24 protein-coding genes and 2 pseudogenes are annotated in these 25,656 nt (G+C 61.2%); 17 read left to right on the top strand and 9 right to left on the bottom strand.

Annotated elements, in window-relative coordinates:
* Nucleotides 1-267 precede the first annotated feature (267 nt).
* A complete protein-coding gene (locus F6X39_RS22945; RefSeq protein WP_184008535.1) occupies nt 268-1,161 on the top strand; it encodes a LysR substrate-binding domain-containing protein in 894 nt (297 codons plus the stop codon).
* 35 nt (nt 1,162-1,196) lie between these two features.
* Here F6X39_RS22945 and F6X39_RS22940 read toward each other — a convergent pair whose 3' ends face one another.
* Nucleotides 1,197-2,279 (bottom strand): calcium:proton antiporter, encoded by a 1,083-nt coding sequence (locus F6X39_RS22940; protein WP_187618227.1) that lies wholly within the window; start codon nt 2,277-2,279, stop codon nt 1,197-1,199.
* Between the two features lie 320 nt (nt 2,280-2,599).
* Nucleotides 2,600-2,959, bottom strand: coding sequence for a BON domain-containing protein (locus F6X39_RS22935; RefSeq protein ID WP_184033987.1), 360 nt, complete (start codon nt 2,957-2,959; stop codon nt 2,600-2,602).
* A 371-nt stretch (nt 2,960-3,330) separates the two neighbouring features.
* Here F6X39_RS22935 and F6X39_RS22930 point away from each other — a divergent pair, with 371 nt between their 5' ends.
* Nucleotides 3,331-3,960, top strand: coding sequence for a DNA-3-methyladenine glycosylase (locus tag F6X39_RS22930; protein ID WP_187618226.1), 630 nt, complete (start codon nt 3,331-3,333; stop codon nt 3,958-3,960).
* Nucleotides 3,961-4,262: 302 nt separating this feature from the next.
* Nucleotides 4,263-4,604: a DUF4148 domain-containing protein gene (locus tag F6X39_RS22925; protein WP_187618225.1), complete on the top strand. Its 342-nt coding sequence runs from the start codon at nt 4,263-4,265 to the stop codon at nt 4,602-4,604.
* 267 nt (nt 4,605-4,871) lie between these two features.
* On the opposite strand, the gene F6X39_RS22920 is transcribed toward F6X39_RS22925, so the two are convergent.
* On the bottom strand, nt 4,872-5,315 hold the full coding sequence (locus F6X39_RS22920; protein WP_184033976.1) for a CBS domain-containing protein: 444 nt from the start codon (nt 5,313-5,315) through the stop codon (nt 4,872-4,874).
* Nucleotides 5,316-5,653: 338 nt separating this feature from the next.
* Between F6X39_RS22920 and ribA the strand changes: the two genes are divergently transcribed.
* From ribA to F6X39_RS37645, 4 genes and pseudogenes are all read left to right on the top strand, one after another.
* Nucleotides 5,654-6,304 carry a GTP cyclohydrolase II gene (ribA, locus tag F6X39_RS22915; RefSeq protein WP_090805969.1) on the top strand — a complete coding sequence of 217 codons (651 nt, stop codon included), beginning with the start codon at nt 5,654-5,656 and terminating at the stop codon, nt 6,302-6,304.
* A gap of 552 nt (nt 6,305-6,856) precedes the next feature.
* A complete protein-coding gene (gene uppS / locus F6X39_RS22910) occupies nt 6,857-7,597 on the top strand; it encodes a polyprenyl diphosphate synthase (protein WP_187618224.1) in 741 nt (246 codons plus the stop codon).
* Nucleotides 7,598-7,995: 398 nt separating this feature from the next.
* The gene (locus F6X39_RS22905; RefSeq protein ID WP_316251715.1) at nt 7,996-8,226 is read left to right on the top strand and encodes a DDE-type integrase/transposase/recombinase; all 231 of its coding nucleotides are present in this window, start codon (nt 7,996-7,998) and stop codon (nt 8,224-8,226) included.
* A 351-nt stretch (nt 8,227-8,577) separates the two neighbouring features.
* A pseudogene (locus F6X39_RS37645) lies at nt 8,578-8,739 on the top strand (cation-transporting P-type ATPase); the annotation flags it as partial.
* 198 nt (nt 8,740-8,937) lie between these two features.
* Here F6X39_RS37645 and F6X39_RS22900 read toward each other — a convergent pair.
* The 4 genes from F6X39_RS22900 to F6X39_RS22885 all read right to left on the bottom strand — a co-directional run bounded on the left by F6X39_RS22900 (nt 8,938) and on the right by F6X39_RS22885 (nt 12,690).
* The gene (locus F6X39_RS22900) at nt 8,938-10,059 is read right to left on the bottom strand and encodes a sugar-binding protein (RefSeq protein ID WP_260330570.1); all 1,122 of its coding nucleotides are present in this window, start codon (nt 10,057-10,059) and stop codon (nt 8,938-8,940) included.
* Nucleotides 10,060-10,143: 84 nt separating this feature from the next.
* Entirely contained in the window at nt 10,144-11,082 is a 939-nt protein-coding gene (locus tag F6X39_RS22895; RefSeq protein WP_222945291.1) for an ABC transporter permease, read from the bottom strand.
* Nucleotides 11,083-11,195: 113 nt separating this feature from the next.
* Nucleotides 11,196-11,936, bottom strand: a complete 741-nt coding sequence (locus tag F6X39_RS22890) for an ATP-binding cassette domain-containing protein (protein WP_187618222.1) — start codon at nt 11,934-11,936, stop codon at nt 11,196-11,198.
* 319 nt (nt 11,937-12,255) lie between these two features.
* Nucleotides 12,256-12,690, bottom strand: coding sequence for a MarR family winged helix-turn-helix transcriptional regulator (locus F6X39_RS22885; RefSeq protein ID WP_187618251.1), 435 nt, complete (start codon nt 12,688-12,690; stop codon nt 12,256-12,258).
* 472 nt (nt 12,691-13,162) lie between these two features.
* Here F6X39_RS22885 and F6X39_RS22880 point away from each other — a divergent pair, with 472 nt between their 5' ends.
* Together F6X39_RS22880 and F6X39_RS22875 are read left to right on the top strand one after the other, a co-directional pair.
* Nucleotides 13,163-15,097, top strand: coding sequence for a chloride channel protein (locus tag F6X39_RS22880; RefSeq protein ID WP_187618221.1), 1,935 nt, complete (start codon nt 13,163-13,165; stop codon nt 15,095-15,097).
* Complete coding sequence (locus F6X39_RS22875) at nt 15,081-15,335, top strand: hypothetical protein (protein ID WP_184033945.1); 255 nt, start codon at nt 15,081-15,083, stop codon at nt 15,333-15,335. The genes F6X39_RS22880 and F6X39_RS22875 overlap by 17 nt, the downstream gene beginning before the upstream one ends.
* Before the next feature lie 28 nt (nt 15,336-15,363).
* On the opposite strand, the gene pal is transcribed toward F6X39_RS22875, so the two are convergent.
* Nucleotides 15,364-15,864 carry a peptidoglycan-associated lipoprotein Pal gene (gene pal / locus F6X39_RS22870; RefSeq protein WP_184069367.1) on the bottom strand — a complete coding sequence of 167 codons (501 nt, stop codon included), beginning with the start codon at nt 15,862-15,864 and terminating at the stop codon, nt 15,364-15,366.
* Between the two features lie 481 nt (nt 15,865-16,345).
* Here pal and F6X39_RS22865 point away from each other — a divergent pair, with 481 nt between their 5' ends.
* From F6X39_RS22865 to F6X39_RS22835, 7 genes are all read left to right on the top strand, one after another.
* A complete protein-coding gene (locus F6X39_RS22865; protein ID WP_187618220.1) occupies nt 16,346-16,660 on the top strand; it encodes a chloride channel protein in 315 nt (104 codons plus the stop codon).
* A gap of 1,178 nt (nt 16,661-17,838) precedes the next feature.
* A complete protein-coding gene (locus F6X39_RS22860; RefSeq protein ID WP_187618219.1) occupies nt 17,839-19,095 on the top strand; it encodes an ABC transporter substrate-binding protein in 1,257 nt (418 codons plus the stop codon).
* Between the two features lie 115 nt (nt 19,096-19,210).
* On the top strand, nt 19,211-20,080 hold the full coding sequence (locus tag F6X39_RS22855; protein WP_187618218.1) for a branched-chain amino acid ABC transporter permease: 870 nt from the start codon (nt 19,211-19,213) through the stop codon (nt 20,078-20,080).
* A 53-nt stretch (nt 20,081-20,133) separates the two neighbouring features.
* Nucleotides 20,134-21,027 (top strand): branched-chain amino acid ABC transporter permease, encoded by an 894-nt coding sequence (locus F6X39_RS22850; RefSeq protein WP_260330577.1) that lies wholly within the window; start codon nt 20,134-20,136, stop codon nt 21,025-21,027.
* Complete coding sequence (locus F6X39_RS22845; protein ID WP_187618217.1) at nt 21,024-21,773, top strand: ABC transporter ATP-binding protein; 750 nt, start codon at nt 21,024-21,026, stop codon at nt 21,771-21,773. Before F6X39_RS22850 ends, F6X39_RS22845 begins: the two co-directional genes overlap by 4 nt.
* Nucleotides 21,770-22,498: an ABC transporter ATP-binding protein gene (locus F6X39_RS22840; RefSeq protein ID WP_187618216.1), complete on the top strand. Its 729-nt coding sequence runs from the start codon at nt 21,770-21,772 to the stop codon at nt 22,496-22,498. Before F6X39_RS22845 ends, F6X39_RS22840 begins: the two co-directional genes overlap by 4 nt.
* 245 nt (nt 22,499-22,743) lie before the next feature.
* Nucleotides 22,744-24,345 (top strand): APC family permease, encoded by a 1,602-nt coding sequence (locus F6X39_RS22835; RefSeq protein ID WP_187618215.1) that lies wholly within the window; start codon nt 22,744-22,746, stop codon nt 24,343-24,345.
* 111 nt (nt 24,346-24,456) lie between these two features.
* On the opposite strand, the pseudogene F6X39_RS22830 reads toward F6X39_RS22835, so the two are convergent.
* Nucleotides 24,457-24,573 (bottom strand): annotated as a pseudogene (locus F6X39_RS22830) (transposase domain-containing protein); the annotation flags it as partial.
* 189 nt (nt 24,574-24,762) lie between these two features.
* Here F6X39_RS22830 and F6X39_RS22825 point away from each other — a divergent pair.
* A complete protein-coding gene (locus tag F6X39_RS22825) occupies nt 24,763-25,494 on the top strand; it encodes a YfdX family protein (RefSeq protein ID WP_187618214.1) in 732 nt (243 codons plus the stop codon).
* Nucleotides 25,495-25,656 lie beyond the last annotated feature (162 nt).

The following is a 25,656-nucleotide window of genomic DNA, read 5'->3' as shown; positions in this document are numbered from 1 at the left end:
TATCTGGCTGAGGAATCCCAGCGTGCGTCGAGGTATGAGGAAAGCTCGGTTCTGGTGCGATTGCTGAAGGCTATTTTGCACCGCGCCGGTGCGACATTCCTCGGTACGGGCGTTTTTCACGCATGCCATGAGTCGAACGCATGCGGGTTTGCCTGCGCGCCCACTCGTGCGCGCATAGCCGATCGCGTATGCTGTGGGCTTGACGGGCAGGGCGGCGAGGGGCGCTGCCGCAGCCACGCAATGATTTTTTCTGATCCTGGACATCCGATGCGACGCCTACCGCCGCTCAACGCGCTGCAGATTTTCGAAACCGTCGCGCGCCATCGCAGCTTCACGCGTGCCGCCGACCATCTGTGCCTGACGCAAGGCGCGGTCAGCCGGCAGATCATCGCGCTCGAGGAGTACTACAAGTTTCCGCTGTTCAAGCGGCACGCAAAGGGGCTGACGCTGACCGCCGAGGGCGAAATGCTGCTGCCGGCGGTCAAGGAGAGCTTCGCGCGGATCGAGGAAATGTCGCTGCGCTTGACGAGGCAGCGCACTGATCTCGCGCTCAAGGTGCCGACCTGCGTGATGCGCTGGATGCTGCCGAAGATCATGCGCTTCCAGTCCGACTATCCCGATCTGCACGTGCAGATCACGACCACCTGGCAGCACGACGTCGATTTCCAGAGCGAGCCGTTCGACGCGGCGATCATCTACGGTTCGTCGCCCGGTGCGGACGTGCAGGCGGTGTCGCTGTTCGAGGAGCGTCTGACGCCGGTCTGCACGCCCGAGCTGCTGAAGGACAAGCCGCTCGCGCAGGTGGCCGATCTCGGGCGCCACACGCTGCTGCATCCGACGCGCGATCACCGCGACTGGAAGATGTGGCTCGCGAAAGTCGCGGAAGCCGATTCGGCGGGCGCCGCGACGATCGACGCGGAGGTCGGCCCGAGCTTCGATACGCTCGACATGGCGACCAACGCCGCCGCGCAGGGCTTCGGTGTCGCGATCAGCGACCTCGCGCTAATCGACGAGGACGTCGCCGCCCGGCGCCTCGTGCGGCCGTTCGATACCGTGCTGAAGACCGGCTGGCGCTATTACTTCGTGTATCCGGATTCAGTCGCGCAACAGCAGAAGCTGAATCTGTTCCGCGACTGGATCGCCGAGCATTGGGAAGAGTGAGGTTGCCGTCCGCCCGCGCCGGGTAAGGCATCGCGTCACGGCGCGAACGACAGAAACAGATAAGCCGCGAACAGCGACAGATGCACGGCGCCTTGCAGAATCGTCGTGCGCCCGGTGCTGAGCGTCAGCGTGGCGACCACCAGCGTGAGCGCGAGCAGCACCATGTCCTTGCCATCGATGCCGAGTACGATGGGCTGACCGATGTACAGGAACACGCCGGCGACGGTGGGAATGGTCAGGCCGATACTCGCCAGTGACGAGCCGAGCGCGAGGTTCAGGCTGGTCTGCAGACGGTCGGCGCGCGCCGCGCGCAGCGCCGCAAGTCCTTCCGGCAACAGCACCAGCGACGCAATCACGATACCGACCACCGCCGGCGGCGCGCCCGCGCTCAGCACCGCTGACTCGACCACCGGCGACAGCACTTTCGCGAGCAGCACGACCGCGACGAGGCTCACGAGCAGCAGCACGCCGCTGATTGCGGCGAGGCGCGCGCCGGGCGGCTCGGCATGGACGTTTTCGTCGGGCACGCCGGCGAGGAAGTAGTCGCGATGGCGCACCGTCTGCACGAACACGAACACGCAGTACAGCACCAGCGACGACACGCCGGCAAACGCGAGCTGCGACGGCGACAGGACAGGCCCCGGGCTGGTGGTCGTGAAATTCGGCATCACGAGCGTCAGTACCGACAGCGACGCGAGCACCGCCAGCGCGGCCGCCGCGCCGCGGCTCTGGAAGTCCTGTTCCAGATGGCGGATGCCGCCCACCAGCAGACACAGCCCGACGAGCCCGTTGCAGACGATCATCACGGCCGCGAATACCGTATCGCGCGCGAGGCCGGCTTTCTCGGGACCGGACGTCAGCATCACCGAGACGATCAGCGCCACCTCGATCACCGTGACGGCGACCGCGAGCACCAGCGTGCCAAACGGCTCGCCGACGCGATGCGCGACCACTTCGGCGTGATGCACGGCAGCAAACACGGCCGCGCATAGCGACATGCCGGCCAGTGCGAGCATTAGCGTGTTGCCCGGCATCGCGTAGGCGGCGCCGAGCACGATCCAGCTAACGATCGGCGCGACGAGGGTCCAACGAGGCAAGACGGTCGCGGACGAAGTCATGCGGCCTTCCTTTCGGTGCGTGTATGAACCTGAAGTAATATCTTAACAAGTGACGTTAAGCTATTAAATTATCGGGGATAACTCGTTACGAGAAGCCGTCGCCACGCGTTCGGGTCGTCATCACGACGCGCGTAGCGCATTAAAAATATCGCGGTTTCGGGGGCGCGGGGAATCGCCGCGTCGGATGGTGCGATGGCCGGCACCGTGAGGCAATGGTGTCGAGCGCTGCATCGGAGGGGGAATTGGCGTCGCGGCGGAGCTTTCCGCCGTCGACGCCAGCTTGCTGCTGTTACCGCAACTTCTTTGGCCGTTCGACCGGATTACTGGCCGATCGCGCGGATCGACAGTGCGCTCTTCACCGACGTCACGCCTGCCACGCCTTGAGCGGCGTTCGTCGCGAGTTCGATCTGAGCCTGTTCCGGCACCGAGCCTTCCAGCGTGACGGCGCCTTCGCGTGCGCGCACGGTGATGTTCCCGACGGTCAGGCCCTTCGTACGTGCGAGCGTCGCGCGGACCTTCTTCTGCAGCGCGCGATTAGCCGCGCGAGTCTGCTTGGCGGTCGGTGCCGTTGCCGCCGGCGCTGCGGTCGCGGCCGCATCGCTGCTTTGCGCGTACGCGTTGAGGGAAGCGAGAACGACCAGCGCGCCGCCGATCATCTTGATTGCCGAGAATGCTTTCATTCAACCATCTCCTGTTGTCGTAGAACGTCGATCCCCGGATGGGATCGATTTTTTTTTACACCAGCGGGTACAGCGGGATTCAATGCCAATGGAACAGGTACAGCAGTCTGCGAACGCTTTCGGCCGACACGCAGTTTCAGCAAGCCGCGAAGTGTGCGCCGAAACATGCAAACGGCCGTGTGACCGGCCGGATGAACACAATACAACAATTGGTGCCATGTTGACTTCCATGGCGCAGAAAATGAGGCTTCGGTACAACGAATTTGTCGAGCGCAAGCGGTCGATGACGTGGGAGTGGGGCGACTGCGCGCTTGTCGCGAGGCCGTAGGTTTCAGCACCGATTTCAGCACCGACTCAAGGACACCCAGCGCATGCGAAACCAAGCTCTTCCGATCCGACCGTTGCGCCGCGAGGATCTGCCGATCGATACCGTGGAACTCGCGCGCTTCATGGTCGGCAAATATCTCGTGCACGATCTGCCAGAAGGACGCCTGAGCGGACGCATCGTCGAGACCGAGGCGTATCCGCTCGGCGACTCGACGAGCCATGCGTTCATCGGACGTCGTCCGTACAACGGGTCGATGTTCCTCGCGCGCGGTCATGCTTATGTGCGACTGACCTACGGCGTGTCTTACATGCTCAACATGTCGTCCGAAGCGGAGGAGGTCGGCGCCGGCATCCTGCTGCGCGCGATCGAACCGCTCGAAGGACTCGCGCTGATGGAAGCGCGCCGTCCCGGCGTGCCGCTGCGCGATCTCGCGCGCGGACCCGGCCGGCTGACGGTGGCGTTCGGCATCGGCCAGGCGTTCGACGGTCGCGATTTGTGTACGGGGCGGGGGCTATGGATCGGCGTGATCGAGACTGGCGACGTGCCGATCGGCGTGACGACGCGCATCGGCCTGTCGCGCGAGAGGCACCGTCCGTTGCGATTTTTCGAGCCGGGCAGCGCGTTCGTCAGCGGCCCGCGCAAGCTACTGACGATTCCGCATTCGGGCGCATGACGTCGCAGCTATGCGCGTACATCGATTCGGACGTTTCGGCGTGCGGGCGGGCGAATTTTTTCTTCAATCAGACGTATTTCGGAAACATCAGACGCAAAGGTGACGATCCCTGCAATTGTTACCCCGAAGATCATGTTAACGGAGGCGGTTCCACGATATTTCCCGAGATCGTTGCGAACTGAGCAATTTTCTATCTCGAAATTAAGGGTTTTCCCTTGGCCGTGCGGTGACTAGACTCAAGTCATTCGCTGGACACCGAGGTGTCGGCGATGCAGATAAAACCACATTGGAGGGAAGTCACCATGAAATCGCTGATCAAGGCAGTTGCCATTGCGGCCCTTGTCGCCGCGCCAGTCGTATCGTTCGCGCAGTCGAGCCAGCAGCCGGTCACCCGCGCGGAAGTCCGCAGCGAACTGATCCAGCTGGAGCATGCGGGCTACAACCCGTCGACCTCGAGCGACCCGAAGTATCCGGCCGACATCCAGGCCGCCGAGCAGCGCGTGCAAGCGCAAAATCCGGCCGTCGCGCAAACCCAGCCGACCGCTGATACCAGCGGTTACGGCGCGCCGATGGGCGGATCGACCCAGGCGGGCGGCGTGAAGCAGCCGATGAGCGGCCCGAAGAGCGTCTATTTCGGTAACTAATTTCGGTAACTAGGCAGGCAGCAGAATCTGTGTGCGCGTCGTTTGACGGCGCACACAGCGTTTCATACCCGGTACTGTTTCAAACGAGCGCGCCGCACTCATGCGCCCGAGAGCGTGTCATCCGCGCGCGTTGCGTTCCTCTTTCCGAAGGAACCTCCGCTGCCGCAAGGTAGCTTGGCCCAAGCTCTTAGAGGTTTGGGCTTTTTTTGCGCCTGGTCCCGCGCGGATGATCGATGCGGTGTCGCTCAGCGAAAACCGTGCTGCCTGTCAGAGCCGTTCGCCGTGAATATAGAACTCGAGTTGCTGAATCGTGAACTGCTGTTCCGCGATGATGTCCTTCACGAGGTCGCCAATCGACACCATGCCGACCAGCCGCTCGTTGTCGATGACAGGCAGGTGACGCATGCGCCGCTCGGTCATCAGCGCCATGCAGTCTTCGGTCGTCTGGTCCGGACGAACGAAGCGCACCGCCTTGCTCATGATGTCGCGCACCGGCGTCGCCTTCGACGACCGGTCCATCAGCACGATCTTGCGCGCGTAGTCGCGCTCCGTGATGATGCCGGCGATGCTGTCGCCGTCCGTCACCACCAGCGCGCCGATGCTTTTCTCGGCCATCAACCGGATCGCCTCGTAGACGGAATCGTCGGCGCCGATGGTGTAGACCTCGGAGGGGTTCGGTTTCGTTTTAAGAAGCTGTGCAACGCTTGTCATGGAGCGGCTCCGTTTCGCAATGCAGCACGCCGAAGTGGCGCACTGTGGTGAGGGACAGGCGATACCAGTATAGGCGCGACGTGCGCCCGCGGTACACCGGGAATACCTCGGGCGCGCCGGACGATGCGCGCTGGATTGACGCGGTCCGCGCGGGCTTGTTTCGGGTCTCGGGGTCGTGTTTCGCGTGATGCGCGCGTGCCGGGTGCGGCTTGTCGCGGGGCAGCGTCCCGTGCAAGCGAAGGGGCATCCACGTGCTGCATGCGGATTAGCGGTAAACTCGCAGTCCACACCTTATCCCCGGCTCGACCGGGTTCATGCCAGCACCATTGTTCAACGCCATGCTCACGTCTCAGGATCCATCGCCCGCAGCGGACGGCGCCGTCACCGGCGAATGCGTCGTGCTCGACGCCACCGCCACGCTGCCCACGCGCTACGGCACGTTCACTTCCTATGTGTTTCGCGTGGTCGACAGCGGCGCCGAACATCTCGCGCTCGTGATGGGCGATGTCGCCAACCAGTCGTCGGTGCTGACGCGCCTGCATTCGGAATGTCTGACGGGCGACGTGCTCGGCTCCTATCGCTGCGACTGCGGCGAGCAGCTCGATCTCGCGCTGCGCTATATCGCGGCAGAGGGTTGCGGCGTACTGCTGTATCTGCGCGGCCACGAAGGACGCGGCATCGGTCTGTCGAACAAGATCCGCGCGTATGCGCTGCAGGAGCAGGGGCGCGATACCGTCGAAGCCAACCTCGATCTCGGCCTGCCCGACGATTCACGCGAATACGATTCGGCCGCGGGCATCCTGCGCACGCTGAAGGTCACGTCGGTGCGGCTGATGAGTAACAATCCCGAAAAGTTCGACACGCTGTCGAAGCACGGCATTCCGGTGTGCGAGCGTGTCGCGCTCGCGATTCCGATGCGCGAGGAAAACGAGCGGTATATCCGCACGAAGCAGCTGAAGTTCGGGCATTACTTCGACGAGAACGAATAGCCATGTTTTCAGGCTTGTCTCGGTAAGCCCCAAGCCTTCCCAGGATATACCGCAAGTAACTGGATTTTAAGAAGAATATTAACGCTTCAGGCCCATCGGTTGGTGTGTCGACGCGTGTCTCCGCTTACCCAAACTTGTGATGCTGGCGTAGGTTTTTGTGCCGTTATGCAGAAACCTGCGCCGGGTATGCTTGTCTCGGAAAAACCTGCGCCGAGGGAAGAATGCGCTTTGATGCACGTGCCGTGGCCAAGCTGCCGAGCGGCGAGCACATGACGTTTGAGGGATTTCCAGGACTACGCCTACCAGGCTTCAACGAGCCGCGAGTCATGGACGTATCGCTATACCAGGCTTTCGATTTCCGCGAGTCGTATCCCCGTCTTAAGCATCCTTTCAGTTTCGTCTGCATACCATACGATTATCCGTTTCGTCCGGTGGCGCAGCCGATGTCCACGTCATTTGGTGGCGGTCGAGTTGATCACCAGGAAAAGAGCCCAGGGGCACCTTCATGACCTTCGGGGACTTTCGTGTTCCGCCTGACTCGCGGCGGTTCCCATGATCCATAAAAGTTCGACCGTTAGCGTACCGGCCGTGACCGATGTGCCGCGGCACATTGCAATCATTATGGACGGCAATGGCCGCTGGGCGGCGCAGCGCAGGCTGCCCCGAGTGGCCGGTCACGTGAAGGGTGTCGAAGCGGTCCGCGCAATCGTCGAGGGCTGCGCGCGGCGCGGCGTCGAATTCCTGACGCTGTTTGCATTCAGTTCGGAGAACTGGCGCCGGCCGGAGGACGAAGTGTCGTTCCTGATGCGTCTGTTCGGGGCGACGCTACAGCGTGAAACGGCACGGTTGCACAAGAATGGCATCCGCTTGCGCGTCGTTGGTGATCTATCGGCGTTCGATGCGCACCTTCGGGCGCTCGTGAAGCGAGGGGAAATCAGAACCGCCCACAATACACGTATGACGCTGACCATTGCGGCGAATTACGGCGGTCGCTGGGATATCCTTCACGCTATAAGCGAGCTACCCGCACGGAGTGCCGTCGATGGTCACGCCGTGCCGGTCGACGAAGCCAGCTTCGCGCAATATCTGGCGATGGCGTACGCGCCGGAACCCGATCTGCTGATCCGGACCGGAGGTGAGCAGCGCATCAGCAACTTCCTGCTATGGCAGCTCGCGTACACTGAACTCTACTTCACCGACATATTCTGGCCAGATTTTGACGAAGCCGCGCTTGATGCCGCACTCGCATCATATCGGGCGCGCGAACGTCGTTTTGGGCGCGCAAATGCATGACAGAGGTGTGAAGTATTCACTCATGCTAGACGCCTACTTTATCGGGAGGAGATGGGTCACTCAGACAATCTCCTGCTGTACGAAATGGCCGGTGCCATTCTGTCAGCCGCGCCGCGATCGCGGCACGCCACTGGCGTTCATTCGGCGATCATCGCAGACCGCGTCATTTACGGGGAAGGCATTGTCACGTTATTAGCAGGGGTTAAGGGGGGCGGCGACAATGTCGTTCATGAAAGCAGCCGCCCAACAGAACGCCACTGCCGTCGACAACCCGCGCTCCTGTGTTGGCTATCAATTTCCGCTTGACGTGATCAGCTACGCGGTGTGGTGGTATTACAGTTTCCCGCATCCGGTCCACCCCATTGGCCCCAGGCGACAGGTGGCACTTCGACGAAGTGGTGGCCACGATCAACGGAGAGAAGCACTGGCTTTCCCCCAAGAGGACTTCCTTCGGGGCGTGGCGCGCGGTGGACCAGCATGGCGGGGTGCCCGACGTGCTGGTGCAAAGCCGCCGCGACAGGCACGCAGCCCGGCGACTCATGCGCAAGCTGCTCAGCAGGCACGGCCGCGTTCCGCGCATGCTGATCACCGCCAGGTTCAAGAGCTACGCCGCGGCGTCGATTTCATGAACGCCTCCAGTTGGGTTGGTCAGTGCAATGAGAAGAACGTGAGAGAAGTCCAGGATACGAAGCTTATCTGATGCTTAGCGAAGTCATGTTTGGGATGACTGAGCAAACCAGAGCGATGCTTCGAGCCGTGGAATTTCTCATGTGCATTGCCTTACACGAAGAGCCGCTACCGTGACCTCGATTGCGATAGTTCAAGTTTCAGTGGAGAAAAATGGCTAACTTGCTTCAATCGACGGTGCGCGTGTTGGTCGCGTGACGGTCGTTTGTGGCCGGGGTAAGCGTCAGGAACAGGCCCAGCCGGCATCATTGTGACTGTGGGGCACAAAGCAGGCAAAAATTGGAAGCGGGCCCATGACAACGACATCCGGCAGCACGTCGCATTGGGGGCTGACCAGCGCGCAAGCCGCGCGTCTGCTGAGCGAGCGCGGCAGGAACGAGCACAACGAGCATCGCATCGGAGGGCCGACGCGTATCGCGGCACGGTTTTGGGCGCCCGTACTCTCGATGCTCGAGGCGGCGATCACCCTTCAACTGATCAACGGCGAACGTGTCGAAGCGTGCATTGTCGGCGCGCTATTGGTGTTCAATGCCGCGCCCGGCCTCTTTCAGGAAGAGCAGGCAAATGGTGTCGTCGATGCATTGAGGCAGCGCAGAGTCGGCTCGGTGTCGATCCGGCTCGCGCGTTATCGTGATGATGTGGGCCGCCGGCCTTCAATGCTTCAGGCAAGTGTCGGCGTTCTTCCATGTGCAGACGTCGAGTCCGGTGTGAATGACCGGAGGTACCGACTTCCCTTCCGCGAGGTCACGCATGACCATCGCGGCGCGGTAGCCCATTTCCTCGGGCCGCTGGCCGACGAGCACATTCACCTTGTGGTCCTTGAGCGCTTGCAGTTCGGGCCCGAGCGTATCCGCCGAGACGATCACGAACTTGCCGTTCTTGATCTTGTCCATTATCGGCGCGACAACCTGCGAAAAGGCCTGCGGCGCAAAGAGAGGCCAGCCGCCCGCTAGCAGAAAGGCGTCGAGACCGGTAGGGTGGGCGGTCAGCGTGTCCTGCATCATCTGGTTCGCCTTGGCGGCGTCGTCGTTCACGTAGAGCGGACAGCCACTGATCTCATGCCAGCCGTTCTCGCCAGCGAGCTTCGTGATCCCTTTCTTCCCGGAGAGCACATCGCGCGCACCCTGGGCCCGCTGGTTGATGTTCTCCGCTGCCGGATTGCCCATCACCAGGCAGACATTGCCGCCTTTCGGCATCAGCATCTTCAACTGCTCGCCAAGCTTGGCGCCCAGTTCGTAGTTGTCGGTGCCGACATAGCTCTTGCGCAGTGACGCATCCTTCGGCAGCAGATCGGCATCCGCGGTGATGACCGGGACCGATCCGCCGCGGCGGCGCAGCACCTCCGCCACAGCCGGCGCGTTCGCTGGCGAGATCGCCATGCTCGCGACGCCCTTGGTCAGCAGGTCGTCGATGATCTGCACTTGCGCGCTCTCGTCCGCGGCGGTCGCGGGACCGGTGTAGTAGCAGTTGTAGCCTTGCTTGTTGAGTTCCTTGTTCGCCCGTTCGCATCCTTGATGCATGAGGTCGAAGTACGGGTTGTCGAGACCCTTCACCACCAGCGCAAGGGTCTTATCGGCCGCGAAGCCCGAGGACGCCAGCATCGCAAGTCCTCCAGCCGCAGCAAGACACATCCACAGTTTCTTCATTGCTTCCTCCTGTTCGGCGCCGGCTCTACGGTGCCCATGTCGGCCTACACAGTCTTCATAACGATCCAACGTCAGGCCCGAAATCGGAACTCGGCCTTGGAGCGGATCCTCGCGGTCTTGTGAACCCATGCGTGCGGCAGTTCCGCGTCCAATCCGGCCGCACCCGCTTCCCGCGGCACCGGCCGGGAAGCGGCCGGTGCGTCCAACGACATTTCAATCTCCTTGCCGCTCGCCACCGAGCCTGTTAAAGAGCACCGCGACGACGATGAAGCTGCCGACGACCGTGCCCTGCCAGAACGCGTCGACGCCAAGCAGGATCAGGCTGTTGCGGATGACCTCGATGAGTGCCGCGCCGACGATCGTGCCGAAGGCGCTGCCAACCCCGCCGGCCAGATTGGTCCCGCCGACCACGGTAGCAGCGATTACGCGCAGTTCGTCGCCCGTGCCGAGGCCTGTCGTCACCGCGCCTAGCCAGCCGACTTCGAGAATCGCCGCGACGCCCGCCATGAGGCCGCAGAGCGTGTAGACGGAACAAACGATGCGGCGCACCGGTACGCCGGTGAGAGTCGCCGCATGACGGTTGCCGCCGATCGCGAACACATAGCGGCCCCAGCGCGTCCAGCCGAACGCGAACCAGAACAACAGCCCAAGCAGGATCAGGAACCACACCGGATTGGCGACGCCGAGCGTCGCGCCGCCGCCGAGCGCGAGGAGCTTGCTCCCGTCGGGGCCGAAATCGAAAATGGTCCGGCTGCGGGAGATCACGAGTGCGAGGCTGCGGCCGACGCTCAGCATGGCGAGCGTCACGACGAAAGGCTGCATGCCGAGATACGCGATGAGCAAGCCGTTGACGAGGCCGACCAGCCCGGCGGTCAGTAGTCCCATGCCGATACCGGCCCAGATCGGGTAGCCCGCGTTCATGACGACCGAGAGCACGATACCGCTGATGCCGATCGTCGAGCCAACCGAAATGTCGATGCCGCCCGTGACGATCACCGCCATCATTCCCAGCGCCACGATGGCGACGAAGGCGAAGTTTCGCGTAACGTTGAAAAGATTCTCGGAGGTCGCGAAGGTCGAGGTCGCGAAAGACAGGGCGATACAGGCGACGATCGTTGCCAGCACGACCCAGAACACCTGGCTTGCGAGCAATCCCGACCAGCGAGTATGCGTCCTCGCGGACTGTGGATCATCGAGCAATGGCGGCACTGTAGGGGGCCTTCGCGGCGCGTCGTTCAATGTGGTGGCTCCGATGCGAGGCAGGTTCAGGCAGCGGCGATGGCGCCGGTGATCAGACCTGTCACTTCTTCCGGGGAGGACTCTTCGGTCTTCTTGTCCGCGACCTTGCGCCCGCGCCGCATGACAACCACCCGGTGGGCGACGGCGAATACGTCAGGCATGCGGTGGCTGATGAGGATGACGGCGATACCGTGTTCGGACAGGCGTCTGATGAGATCGAGCACCTCGACGACCTGGCGCACACTGATCGAGGCGGTCGGCTCGTCCATCAGAACGAGCCTCGCTTCCGAGAGGCGCGTGCGGGCGATGGCCACCGCCTGCCGCTGTCCCCCCGACATTTGCCTGACGAGGTCGCGCGGGCGCGTCTCGGACTTCAGTGCCTTGAACAGTTCACCCGCACGCCGATACATGGTCGCGTGATCGAGCACGCGGATAGGCCCGAACCCGACTCGCAGTTCGCGGCCAAGGAAAACGTTGGCGGCTGCCGTCAGGTTGTCGCAGAGCGCGAGATCCTGATAGACGACTTCGATGCCGCGCGCGCGCGCGTCGACCGGCTTGTTGAAATGCACGGGATTTCCATCAATGAGAATTTCGCCGTGCGAAGGCGGAAAGTTGCCGGCGACGACCTTCACCAAAGTCGATTTCCCGGCCCCGTTATCGCCCATGAGCCCCACGACCTGACCTGGCTCCAGACTGAGCGTCACGTCGGTCAGGGCCTGAATGGCGCCGAAATGCCTGGAAACGCCTCTGAGCTCAAGAAGACTCATGGACAGTCGTGCTCGCTGGGTGGAGGCGTCCATGGCATTGGCCGGACGGCCAGTAGACACGCGAAGGAAGTAAATGTTTTTTAGCGCACGATAGGGCATTTAGCAAGGCACTTTGGCCATCTGTCGAACGTGCCGCCGGATCGGAAGGCGCGTCCAGTGCGGCTGCGCACGAAGCGGCGAGCGGTGGCCGCTGTGGGGCGTCGAGCCACTCGCGTCTTGAGAATGGGTCGTACGGACACGGGCTAAAGGGCTGGCACGCGGAGATCGTCGCTGGCGCGCCGGCCGTCGACGGATGCTCATCCCTGGCGCCGCTGCATGATCACCAATCTGGCGATTTGGCCGCTCCGCCAACCAGTGGTGTCTGTTGAACCTGAAACTGCCCCAGTGCCCAACCGAATGACTCGATTTCCCGCTTATGCAGCATCGCGAGCTTCAACAGGCACCGCTCGCCTTTTTCCGTCAGGTGGACCTGCACGAGTCGCCGGTCGGAAGCGTCGGGGCGACGCTCGACGAGCCCGGCTGCTTCGCAGCGGGACACGAGCGCCGCGGTGCCGTTGGGCGCTGCCTGCAACCGTTCAGCCAGCTCGCCGATACTGGCCCAGGAGCGGTCGGGAAATCCCCTGACGTGAAGGAGCATCTGATATTGCAGAGGCGTGACTCCTTCCGCGTGAGTAATTTCTTCCGAATACCGCAGGAACCTGCGTAACTGGTAACGGAATGCCGACATGGCTTCGAGATCCAGCTTGTTGGGCATGCCGACCCGGATGTGCGGTGATGTTTGCTTCACTTTGCTACCTGTCTCGTTCGGAACATGGATCAGGCGCCTGAAACCGGCTTCTCTGCAGCCTTGCTGAAATCCTGTTGCTCTATCGCAAAGCGCACCGGCAATGCGGCGTGACGGGGTGACAGCGCAAAATCGTATCAGATGGATTGCGTGCCCGCGCCGGATTGAGATGCAGTGAGCGTTGGGTGTTCCGTATCGCCACGACCATCAAGGTTGGTGAACACGCGTTGATAGGACTATAGTGCATGGCACGGCATGACATGATTGCCGAGGCCTGTCTACCCGGTCGCACCGACCGATTCAGGCGGGCGGTGCGATGTTCGATGTCCCCCCAAGACCGCTCGGCTTCTTTCTGCGTGGACCTTGTATTGCGTGCATGGGACCGCTCGAGGCTCCCGCGCCGAACGATGACGCGGTGTTGTCATGCGAGGAGAGGCGGGATATGGCCCCCACGAAGCTCGACGGCAAGGAAGGAGATTCGGCGCCTCCTGAAAACGCGCAAGAAGTCGCGAAGCCGCTCGACCTCTATCGCATGAGCATGCTGGGGTTCTGCCTCGGGATCGTGACCGGTTTTGGCGCGGTCGTGTTCAGGTTGCTGATCGGCACTATCCATAATGCGGCGTTTCTCGGACGCCTTTCGCCGCTCTACGACGCGAGCCAGTTTACCCCGCCGTCGCCGTGGGGCGCATGGGTGATTCTCGTGCCGGTAGCAGGCGGCTTCGCGGTCACGTGGCTGGTAAGCCGCTTCGCACCGGAAGCAAAAGGGCATGGCGTGCCAGAAGTGATGGACGCGATCTATTTCGGGGGCGGCGTGATCCGTCCGGTCGTGGCGGTCGTCAAGTCGCTCGCATCGGCGATCGCGATCGGCACCGGTGCGGCGGTGGGCCGGGAAGGTCCGATCATCCAGATCGGTTCGGCACTGGGCTCGACGCTGGGTCAGTGGCTGCGGATGCCCGCCAGTCAGCGGATCATTCTCGTTGCGAGCGGCGCGGGGGCCGGCATTGCCGCGACGTTCAATACGCCGATCGGCGGCGTACTGTTCGCGACCGAGCTGATGATGCCGGAAATCAGCGTGGGGACTTTTCTGCCCGTCGCACTGGCAACGGGCACCGCCACGTTCGTGGGACGGCTGTTCTTTGGCGGAGCAGCGGCTTTCCTGGTTCCCCCTCAGCTCGGAGCGCTCGATAACCATCTCGCGAGCGGCTTCACGCTGCTGCTTTACGCGCTGCTCGGGGTCGTGGCCGGCGTGGCGGCCGCGTTGCTGATTCGCGTATTGCACTGGGCGGAGGACGCCTTCGAGCGCGTTCCGGGGCGTTTTGCGCGCCACGCGCTCGGCATGCTGTTCGTCGGCGCAATGATGTATCTGCTGATGCGCTACGCAGGCCACTACTACGTGGAGGGCGTGGGCTACGCAACGATCCAGGCGACGCTCAATGAACAGTTGCAAGGTGGCCTGTTCCTGCTGCTGCTTGCGCTGTGCAAGATCGCCGCGACGTCGGTTAGCCTCGGCTCCGGCTCGTCGGGCGGCGTGTTCTCGCCGTCGCTGTTCATCGGCGCGACGTTGGGCGCCGCGCTGGCGTCCCTGTTCCATCTGCTGGTGCCGGCCGCTCCGGTCAGCGTGCCTGCATTCGCGATGGTCGGCATGGGGGCGGTGGTCGCGGGCGGCACGGGTGCCGCGATGACGGCAGTGGCGATGATCTTCGAAATGACGCGCGATTACGACATCGTGCTGCCGATGATACTTGCGGTTGCGTTCAGCATCGGCACCCGCCGGCTCCTCTCGCGCGAGACGATCTACACGATGAAACTCGTCAGGCGCGGTCATGTCATTCCGGATGCGTTGCACGCCAATATGTTTCTCGTGCAGAACGCGGGGGCGATCATGGAGGCCGACATACTGGTGCTCGACGCGGACGTCCCGTTTCGCGATCTCCTCGATCGCATGGGCGTCGCGCCGTTCCGGCACATCGTCGTCACGAAGGCAGGCATGCTGTACGGCGTGCTGCGCATCAACACCGGCCTGCGCCGCGCGGTCAGCCATGACAATCCGACGGTCACGATCGGGCAGCTCGCGCATCGCAACTTCATCGTCGTGAAGCGATCCGATGCGGCGTTCGAAGTGATCAGCGAGCTCCGGCAGCGCCGCGCGGTGATGGCGGTGGTCCTCGTCGATACCGCTGTCGATGGCGCGTTCGACGTGTCCGGCGTGATTGCGAAGGAGCATATTGCGGACGCCGTCGCGCGCAGTATCGATATTTTCCAGCCCCGGGCTCGCGCAAGGACTGCCACGTCGACGCAATCCGTGCGCGTCAACGACGCTTCGTATGCCGTGCACGGCAGGGGTCTCAAGGTGAGCGACCGTGAAGCTGAAAACTGAGTGGCGGACGTTGCGCGAGCGGCTCAAGGCCGCGGCGCACCTTGCGGATTCCGGGAGCACACGGGAAGACCGTTCGCCCGACGCAACCCCCGACCCGCGCGAGTGGGTGATCGTCTATCGCACCGAGCGCGGGTTCTGCTGCATGTACCGGGGCGAGCCGGTCGAATTCGACGAGATGCTGGACGTGCAGATATGGTCGGAGGAAGAGGACGTGCGGCTCTGGTACTTCGGGCTTTGAACTGGTCCGCGCGTCGTGCGCTGCGCGATTAACGGTACACCAGGTCGGCGCGGCGATTTTGCGACCACGACGCCTCGTCGTGCCCCAGCGCTACCGGTTTTTCCTTGCCCAGGCTGACGGCTTCCAGTTGCGTCCCGGGCACGCCAAGCGTTTCCAGCTCACGCATGACGGCCTGCGAGCGCCGCTCGCCCAGGGCGAGATTGTATTCGGTGGTGCCGCGCTCGTCGGTGTTGCCCTGTATCAGCACATGCTGGGACGGATGCCGGCGCAGATAGTCCGCATGTGCCTGGAGTAGCGCCTGATAGTCATCCCTGACCGTATAGCTGTCGAAATCGAAATAGATGCTTCGCTTTGCAAGCGGACTGTTGGGATTGTTCAGTTCGTCGATCGTCGAGGGACCGGTACTGAGCGCCGACGCATTGGCAGCCTGGCCGCTCGATGTGACCGTTTGCGGCGTTTTCGTTTCCGAATGACATCCGGCGAGCAGCGCGAGCATCACGAACGTGAGCCGGATCGTGCATTTTTTCATTCTGTCTCCCAGAAAAGTGACGACGTGGAGCAGGGCAGTACGTCGAGGGAAGCGACGTCTTGAAGTCTATGTGGCGTTTGCGTGGTGTGCCTCCGTATTTTCCCAGGCGATGCCGCCATCGGAGCAGCCGCCGTTATCTCACGAAGGTCATCTGAATGAACTCCTGCCGTGTTCCCCCTTCCTGGTTTTACGAAAAAGGTGCAGGAATCGCTTGAATAAATGTCACAACGTGCTTATCCTAAGGGCTAGTGGTATGGGACCTGGCGTGCCGATATTGCATGTTATGGCGTATGGTCCGGCAGCAAGCCCACTCGTTTTCAGGCGACAGAAGGCGATTCCCCTCCGCCCAGCTTCACGGCTGGGCTTTTTTTGCGTTGATCCATATCTGACGTTGAAATCGTCTGCCACTTTCTTCCGCATCCTGGACAGAAGAACGCTGCAACATGTTCGGCGGCTTTGGTTCCACTATGGAATCTTCTGGGTGAGCCCGTTGGTCACCGCTCTCGTTGCAGTGCTGGAAGCGCATCTGATTGACGCAGATTGTGACATATTGCGGCGTGCCGACGATCCACGTCGGCCATCGCTGATGCTTAACCTGCGGCACTTCCATCCCGCGCGATTTCGGACCATCCGCGGCGTCGATCTCGAGCACAGGCTCGCGTTCGCCGGCGCCCCCACAGGCCTGTCGGCGGCGTTCAATGCGCCGCTTGTGAACGCGGTCTTTGCCATCAAGGAATTGACCCGCAGCTTCGACGCACGCATGAGCGGCGTGATCATTACGGCGCAATCGAAGTAGGCAATTACATGCCCGGTCTGCTCGCCGTCGCGGTGCTGCTGATCGGCGTCATCTCCGGGTTGGCAAGGCCTTCGTGATTGTCATCGCGATGATCAATAGGGAGCACCGGGTGTGGGATCCATCGGTGCGCTGCACTCGCAGATAGGGAGTAAACACAGATTTATTTGGCAGAGGCCACCCGCTATCATGCAGCGACTGTGCCGTGAGGCGGCAAGTTCCAAACGTCTGAATTCTGAAGTGATACAGCGATCATTCATGAAGTCTGCGCCAGACTCATCAAAACTCCTTCGCAAGCTCACCAGGGCCGTGCTGTTGGTCGCGACAGCCATTTGCGGTAGCGTGAACGCGATGACAGGTGATCGGATGCTGGACGAGTTAGTGCCGCTGGATTCCTCTGGTCCATGGGCCAAGATGAGGTCTTCGAGCAGAGGCTCGACCTCTGAGGCAGTATCCTCTCCAACGACACCATGGTATCCGGAGCGCGCCGATCCGTATTCCCGGTCTTCTTTGGCGGACATATCGCTGGCAGCGCACGGCGAAATCCTGGCGTTTGACGATGCATACACGCCGTCACGTAATGCGTTTGGCGCAGGAAGTTTCGCACTCAGCGCGTTGGGTTTCGGGGCTTCGAGCCTCGATTAATCATCTCAATCGCGGTAGCGAGGGCCGTGGCTGGTCTTGCCTGATTGTGGGGGGGGGGGGGGAACTCACCCATTCGAAATCGGCCATCTCTGTAACGGACGCCGCGCACGAAACGCCGATGTGGTCCCACAATTTCGCGTTCGCTTTGGCGCAATCTTTGACAACCGGATCGGTTGCGAGCGCGACCACTGCCGACGATGCTGCCAGATCTCCCAACACCCGGCGCGAGCATCGGAGTTGTTCCATGCCTCAATGGAGGAAGGGTTCTTCAGAGTGGAGGTTTTCCCGAGTCTCTTTCATGCGCATCCCGGGACATTTACTGAAGCGCTTTACCCGCGCACCGCGCCGGTGTGCGTTGAATCACCGCGATAGACTGGCTGGAACTCAGACGTTTCGTTACATCTCATGGAATTATGTCATATCGTGCACTAACATTTGATATGCGTTGGAAATCCGAAGCGTAGAAATCGGAACCAGCTTTCCCAGGAGGAGAGCGCGAGCATTGCTCGGACGTGTCCATTCTGTGGGAGACCGAAATGAGAAGACTATCGACCGCGGGCCGACGGCATCGCCGGCTCGTACTGAAGGCTGCTGCCGCAGCCGGAATTGCGCAGATCGGCGCACCCTTCATCATCAAGGCGCGCGGAGAGGTTCCAATCAAATTCGGGCTCGACGACCCGTTGACAGGTACCTACGCCGAACTCGGCAAGAACGAGCAAATGGGTTGCGAATACGCGATCGATCAGATCAATGCGCGCGGGGGCATATTGGGTCGTCCGGTTCAGCTCATCGTGGAGGATTCCACCAGCGCGGATACTGGCGCTGCTGTACAGAAAGCGCGCAAGCTGATCGAACGTGACAAGGTGGACTTCCTGCTTGGCAATGTCAACTCGGCTATGGCGCTTGCGATCGGGCAGGTTTCAAACGAATTGAAAACACTGCATATTGTGACGGGTGGGCATACCGACGCCGTGACCGGTACAGATTGTCACTGGAACGTCTTTCGGGTCTGCAATACGACGAGGATGGAAACCAACTCGGTATCGAAGGTCCTGTTCGACCGGTACGGAAAAAAATGGTTTTTCATCACCCCCGATTACGCATTTGGCCACACCTTGCAACTCGGCTTCGAGGCGAGCCTGAAGAAGTTCGGAGGGGTGGAGGCTGGAGCCGCGTTGGCGCCGCTTGGCACCACCGACTATTCGTCATATTTGATCAAGGCGCAGGCTGCCGATCCTGACGTCATCCTGTTTCTTACCGCCGGTCAGGATGCAGTCAATTCGCTTAAGCAGGCGGTGCAGTTCGGCCTTAACAAGCGTTTCCACATCGCCGGGGCGCAGCAGGAACTGGAGGTGCTCGAGGGCTTGCCGCCGGATGCGCGAATCGGTACGTGGGTATTCGAATGGTACTGGGACCAGCCCAACGTACCCCACGTAGCGGAATACGTGGCCGGCATCCGTAAGAAGGCCGGGAGAGTGCCGACTGCCAGACACTGGTTCGGGCACGTCGCTGTCAATAGCGTTGCACTCGTCGCTAATCAGGAGAAGACGCTTGACGCGGTGAAACTGGCGCGGGCGCTTGAAGGCTTCAAGTTGCCGCCGGACGTAGGGCTGATGCCGGACACACCGTTCTATCGGGCCGGCAACCATCAGCTCATGCCGGATCTCTATGTGGGACATGCGGTAGCGCAAGGACCTAGACCTGATGATCTATTCCACGTCGATCAGTTGGTAAAGGGCATCGACGCGGCGCTGCCGGTCAGCGAAACCGGCTGCCGTCTCACATGGGCATGACCGGTTCGGGGAGCCAGACAGGGGCTGAGTGCCTAATGACGTCGCGCTGCCGCAACTGCCGCGCGACCGATGAGCCGGGACATCGGAAGCGGACGTCGGCAGCACAGGTAACGGTATGACGCAACTGATCCTGTTCAACGTTTTCAACGGTATCGTCATTGGCGCGTTTTACGCGCTAATGGCGCTTGGCCTGTCGCTGATCCTGAATCTGAGCGGTGTCATCAACTTCGCGCACGGCGGATTCCTGGCAATTGGCGCTTACCTCGCCTACACGATCATGCCGTATGTCGGCTTTTGGGCGGCGCTTGTTATTGCACCCTTGCTGACGGCTGCTATCGGACTGCTGATCGAGCGGGTACTGATTCGCCCGCTGTATGGAAGAGATCCCCTATACAGTCTGCTGCTCACGTTCGGGCTCGCGTTTCTGCTGCAGGACGGTAGCCGCTATATCTGGGGGCCTCAGACATTGCCGTATCAGATTCCGGACGCGCTGAACCGGCCATTGACGTCCTCGTTCTTCTTTCTAACGGGCTATCGTGTGTTCATGGTCGTACTGGTTGTGATCGTCGTGGCGGCGCTCTTCATGTTCCTGAAGTTCACTCGATCCGGCATTCGTATCCGCGCTGGTGTCGGAGACCTCGAAACGGTCGCGACACTGGGCGTGAATGTACGGTGGCTTCGCAGCATGAATTTCGGCCTCGGCATCTTTCTCGCGGGGCTGGCTGGCGTACTGGCAGCCGGCATGCTCGGACTGCAACCGACCATCGGTGATTCGCTCATCATGCCGAGTTTCGTTGCGATCATCGTCGGGGGACTGGGCAGCCTGCCGGGTACGCTGCTCGGCGGCATTCTCATTGGCGTCGCTTCTGGCCTGACTTCTGTCTTTTTCCCGTCCGCGACCGAAGCGGTGATTTACGTCCTGATGGGGCTAGTGCTGCTCGTACGTCCGCGCGGACTGCTGGGTGAGGAAGGGAGGGTCCAGTGAGATCATCACTGCAACTCGCGGGGGATGCGGCGGTCTGGCTGGCGCTCGCAGCCATGCCGTACTGGATCACCTGGCTCGGCGGCTATACGGCACTTGGTACACGCGTAGTAGTAATGGCATTGGCGGCGATGGCGCTCAATTTTCTACTCGGTTTTACAGGCGTGTTGTCGTTCGGTCACGCGGCATATTTTGGTCTCGGCGCGTATGGCGTTGGTATGACGATCCGTTATCTGGTGCCGAATACGCCGCTTGGTATCGTCATTGGGGTCGCGGCCGGCACGCTGGCGGCGGCGCTCATCGGCGCGCTGATTGTCAGGCTTCGGGGCGTCTATTTCGCGATGGCGACGATCGCATTCGGCCAGGTGTTCTACTTCGTCGCCTTTCGCTGGAACGCCGTGACTGGCGGCGACGATGGACTCTCCGGATGGCATCGCATGCCTCTCCACTTTGGCCAGCAGAGAATCGACATTCTTGGCAACAGCACCGTGTTTTACTATTTCGTTTTGCTTTGCTTTGCCGTGTCGGTTGGCGTCATGACTGCGCTGTTGCGCTCTCCGTTTGGCCGTACGCTTCTGGCGATACGCGAGAACGAAAAACGGGCGCGCTTCCTGGGGCTGCCGGTGGAGCAGCATATCTGGCTGTCGTTCGTGATCTCCTGCTTTTTCGTGAGTTTTGCCGGTACCTTGTACGCGCTGCTCAATAACTTCGCCGATCCGCATGATCTGCGGTGGGACCAGTCAGGCGATTTTGTGATCATGGCCGTGCTGGGGGGAATGCGCTCGTTGTGGGGACCGCTGATCGGCGCGGCCGTCTTCGTGCTGGTTCAGGATTACATCTCCACACGGACTGAGAACTGGATGTCGTTTATCGGCCTGCTGTTCATCCTCGTCGTTCTGTTCTTTCCCCGTGGCGTGCTGGGCATCCGGACGGGCGGGGTGCGTTCATGAGCCTGCTCGTAGTCGATCACGTATCTCACCGGTTCGGCAATCTTCGCGCGGTTAGCGATGTTTGCCTGACTGTGGAAGCCGGTGAGCTTCGCGCGGTAATTGGACCTAACGGTGCAGGAAAGACGACGTTCTTCAACCTGATCAGTGGGTTCTTTCCGCCTACGTCGGGGCGTATCGAGTTCGACGGACGCGACGTGACCCGGCTTGCGCCTCATCGCCGCGTTGCCATGGGAATGGCGCGGACTTTCCAGATTACGGAAGTTTTTCCTGAGTTGTCCGTTCGCGATAATCTGCGGATTCCGGTCGAACTTCGGGCCGGGCACAGGCTCTCGCCGTGGCTCTCGAGGGCGGCGCGCACGACCGTCAACCAGCGGCTGGAAGAATTGCTCGTGCTCGGCGGACTCGAGCAGCGTGCTCGCCGGTTGGTGGGTGAGCTGTCGCTTGGCGACCAGCGAGCCACGGAAATCATCATGTCGCTCGCACTCGAACCCAGGCTCCTGCTCCTCGACGAACCGACCGCGGGGATGGGAGATCAGGAAACCTACGACGTGACGCAACTGATACGACGCCTGCACCGCGATCGATCGCTGACGATGATTCTGATCGAGCACGACATGCGCGTCATCTTCCAACTGGCACAGCGCATCATGGTGCTCGCCGAAGGCAGGATTCTGGCAGAAGGAACGCCCGAAGAAATCACCGGCAATCAAGCCGTGCAAGCAGCCTATCTGGGAACAGCAAAATGAGTGCCCTGGTTGCCGAGGGACTGCAGACCTGGTACGGCAAGAGCCACATTCTGCATGGCGTATCGGTGGACGTTGACGACGGCCAGATTGTCGCCCTGGTAGGGCGCAACGGCGCCGGCAAGACGACAACCATGCGAAGCCTGATGGGATTGACCCGGCCACGCGCGGGAAGGGTGAACATTCTAGGCCGCGAAACGACCGGCTGGCCGCCAGACCGGGTCGCGGCGCTCGGTGTCGGATATGTGCCGGAGGGTAGGCGCATATTCGCGAGTCTCAGCGTGGAAGAAAATCTGCTTGTGCCCAACGGGCGCACCGGTCCTTGGACTATCGCACGTGTGTTTGAGCTTTTTCCCCGGTTACGCGAGCGTCGGAACAGCAAGGGCCGGCAACTCTCCGGAGGGGAGCAGGAAATGCTCGCGATCGCACGCGGCCTGCTGCTCAACCCACGCGTACTGCTTCTCGATGAGCCGTCTCAAGGTCTCGCACCGCTGATGGTGCAGGAAGTGTTTGATGTGATCGTCAGAATGCGCGCCGAAGGCATGTCGGTGCTTCTGGTTGAGCAGAACGTTCGAGCGGCTGTCGAGATTGCCGACGCGGCTTGCGTGCTGGACGATGGTCGGGTCGTTTTTTCCGGATCCGCGCAAGAACTTGCGCGTGACGAAGCTCGTGTGCGTACTCTGGCCGGGGCCAGTGCGAGCGATTGGCGCATGCTCGACGATGCTTGAATCGCATGAAGCCATGCCACGAATTTGAAATGGCACAGTGTGAACTAACGCTCGTCGAAGCGCACAGGCATTTCCAAGCCCTTTAATTGTCGCTTCGGTTCACGGCGGGAATTTTATCGCCGTCTTTGCGGTCGAAGCGTTCAGGGTGAGCCGTTCATGTATGACGGTGCGCGGATGCGCACCGCCTCTTTCGCGCAACGCCGGTTCAAAAACCGAACTCCGGGGCAGGCGCAAGGAGACCAGAAATGAGCACGATTTCCGACCTGACGCTATCGGGCAAACTGCGTCGCGATGCTGGGATAGTGGGGTTGCTGTTCGCAAGCACCACTAGCATGATTGGTTCAGGGTGGCTGTTCGGCGCCTACCATGCATCGAGAATAGCCGGTCCGTTGAGCATAGGCAGTTGGGCGCTTGGCGCTGTCATCATCATGCTGATTGCGCTATGTTTCGCGGAGCTTGCCGCCGTTTTTCCTCGTAGTGGGGCGCTGGTTCATATGAGCCACGCGAGCCATGGCGACGGACTTGGAAGGTTGTGGTGCTGGCTGCTCTTCCTCGCCTATGTCCCGGTGCCTGCAGTCGAAGCCGAAGCAATCGTCACCTATGCAAGCAACTATCTGCCATGGCTGATCCGTCCTGGCTCCGCCGGGGTGCTGAGTTTGGCGGGCTTCTTCGTGTGCGCCGGTTTGCTCGGAATCACCGCGCTGCTGAATCTGATGGTGATCAGATGGCTGCTCAACGTCAATTCAACCATTACGTGGTGGAAAATTCTGGTACCGATACTGACCATCGTCGGCTTGATGGCAGCGAGCACCCACTGGGATGTCGTGCGTGCGGCGCCTGACACCTACAAGCTCTCCGGCATGTTCACGGCACTTCCCGCAGCAGGTATCGTTTTCAGCTATTTGGGCTTCCGTACTGCGATCGACCTCGGCGGCGAAACGGCCAATCCACATCGCGACATTCCGCTAGCCGTGATTGGCTCGGTCGTGCTCGCTGCAGTGGTTTACATCATGTTGCAAGTGGCCTTTATCTGGGCGCTGTCGCCGGTCGATCTCGCGCACGGATGGGCACACCTCAGCTTCAAGGGGGAAATGGGACCGTTCGCTGGACTTGCCGCGACGCTCGGGCTCGGCTGGATGGCGACGCTTCTCTATATCGACGCCTATATATCGCCTGGCGGCACGGGGCTGATGTATGTAACCGGCGGATCGCGCGTCCTCTTTGCTACGGGCGAAATGGAGGCTGGTCCCCGCATGCTGACAAAGCTGAACCGCAACAAGGTGCCATGGCTGGCGGTTCTCGTGATGTGGGTCGTTGGCACCATTTTCCTGCTGCCGTTTCCTGCATGGCAGAAGATGGTCGACTACATTACGTCGGTTACGGTGCTGACATATGGTCTTGGTCCGGTCGCGTTGCTGGTGTTGCGCCGTAACCTTCCGGAACTGCATCGTCCATTTCGCATGTGGGCCGCGCCTGTGCTGGCGCCAGTCGCATTTATCTGCAGCAACCTCGTAATATATTGGACTGGCTTTGCAACGAACACCTTTCTGTTTGCGCTGGTGGCGATCGGTTTCGTACTCTACGCGGCGTACTACCACATCGTCTTGCGCAAAGCTGCGAAAGACTTCGGCTGGAACAACATTGCGTGGCTGTTGCCGTGGTTTGGGGGCATCTGGTTATTGTCTTGGCTCGGCGGCATCGGTGGCGGACTCGGTGTGATCGGATTCGGTTGGGACATTCTTCTAGTGGCGCTCTGGAGCGTGATCGTGATGAGGCTAGCAATGCGCTGCGCGTTGCGCGTCGAGCAGACGCGAGCAATGATGGAGCGAATGGACGCGACGAGTTGACTGGCAACGCCATCGTTCAGCGAGGGAGGAGTCAACGGAAGCTCTATCGTAAGCACCTCGCGACGGCCGTCCGCAACGCGGCGCCCGCGTGAGGCATGATCGGGAATCGGGTTACGTGTCAGCAGACGCCGATGGGCCAGCCTGCCGAGGCAGCTTCGTGGCCACGTTCCAGGGCAACAGTTCGTCGATGCGGTTAATGGGATGGTCAGCGATATGGGTCAGGACGTATCAGTGCTGCCGCCTTGCGTCCGGATGGCTCCTTCTTAAGCGTCCTTTAAGCACCACGGCCTAGCTTTAAAGCGTCAACTGTTCGAAGTTCAAGCCCTGTGAAAGTCTCGCATGCCATATGCGCCGCCGATGTGAGCGCGCAACCGCATGCGACGTCTGGAACTGGACACTCGCTGAGGAGAATGAACCATGAAAAGGCATCAGGTTATCGCTGTCACGTGCGCGTTGTTCTCCGCCGCCTATTGTGGTGCGACCGTGCAGGCCGCCGAGTCCCCGCCGGCCGTCGCGTCGGACATGGGCAAAGTCTCGGGGAAAGGAAACGAGGCCTTCCAGCAGATCGAACTTGCGCGACTCGCAATCTTCAACGGTAACGGTTCGGAGGCCGCCACGCTTGTAAAAGCCGCCCAGAAATCACTGCAGGAAGCGCAGGCTGACAATACTGCTTTTACCAAGGCTGAAAAAGACTTGAAACTTCCACCCACGGCTTCCAGCGCGCCGCATGTCCAAGCGGACGTCGCTCGCGCTTCGCAGGAGCTGATGTGGCTTCCAGTTGGCGCTGACGTAACTATCACCGACAATCTCGCCCAGTCTTCCGAGAAATCCAAAGCGGTGGCATCCGCGAACGAGCACATCAAGCAAGGTCAGCGGGATCAGGCGCTCAACGCCCTGAAGGTCGCGAATATCAACGTTGCCTACACCATGGAACTCGTTCCGCTAAAACTGGTGATCGCGGACGTCAATGACGCTGCGAGGCTGATCACTCATCACCAGTACTATCAAGCAAATGACGCGCTCCGGCAGGCGGTGGCGAGCGTGCGGTATGACTGGGTCGACCTGGACGCCATTCCTCAGCACGCACAAACCGCACAAATGGCTTCGAAGCCTGCCGAGCATTCCGCCTCGTCCGCGAGCGCACGATGAATCTGTTCGCGATGCCAAAGCGTCCCTGGCGGTACAGAGGGACAATTTAGCGTTAGCTTATTCTGAAGGGTCATCACGCCCCCAAAGAGCAGTCGATCACGGCATTTATTGCCTCCGCTTATGCCACAACAGAACGAACGTCGTGCGCAGCTAATGAGCGCT

Origin of the sequence: Paraburkholderia sp. UCT2, assembly GCF_014397665.1 — a bacterium.
Lineage (GTDB): Bacteria > Pseudomonadota > Gammaproteobacteria > Burkholderiales > Burkholderiaceae > Paraburkholderia > Paraburkholderia tuberum.
Note: the sequence above shows the minus strand (reverse complement) of the source record. Positions and strands in the feature narration are given on the sequence as shown.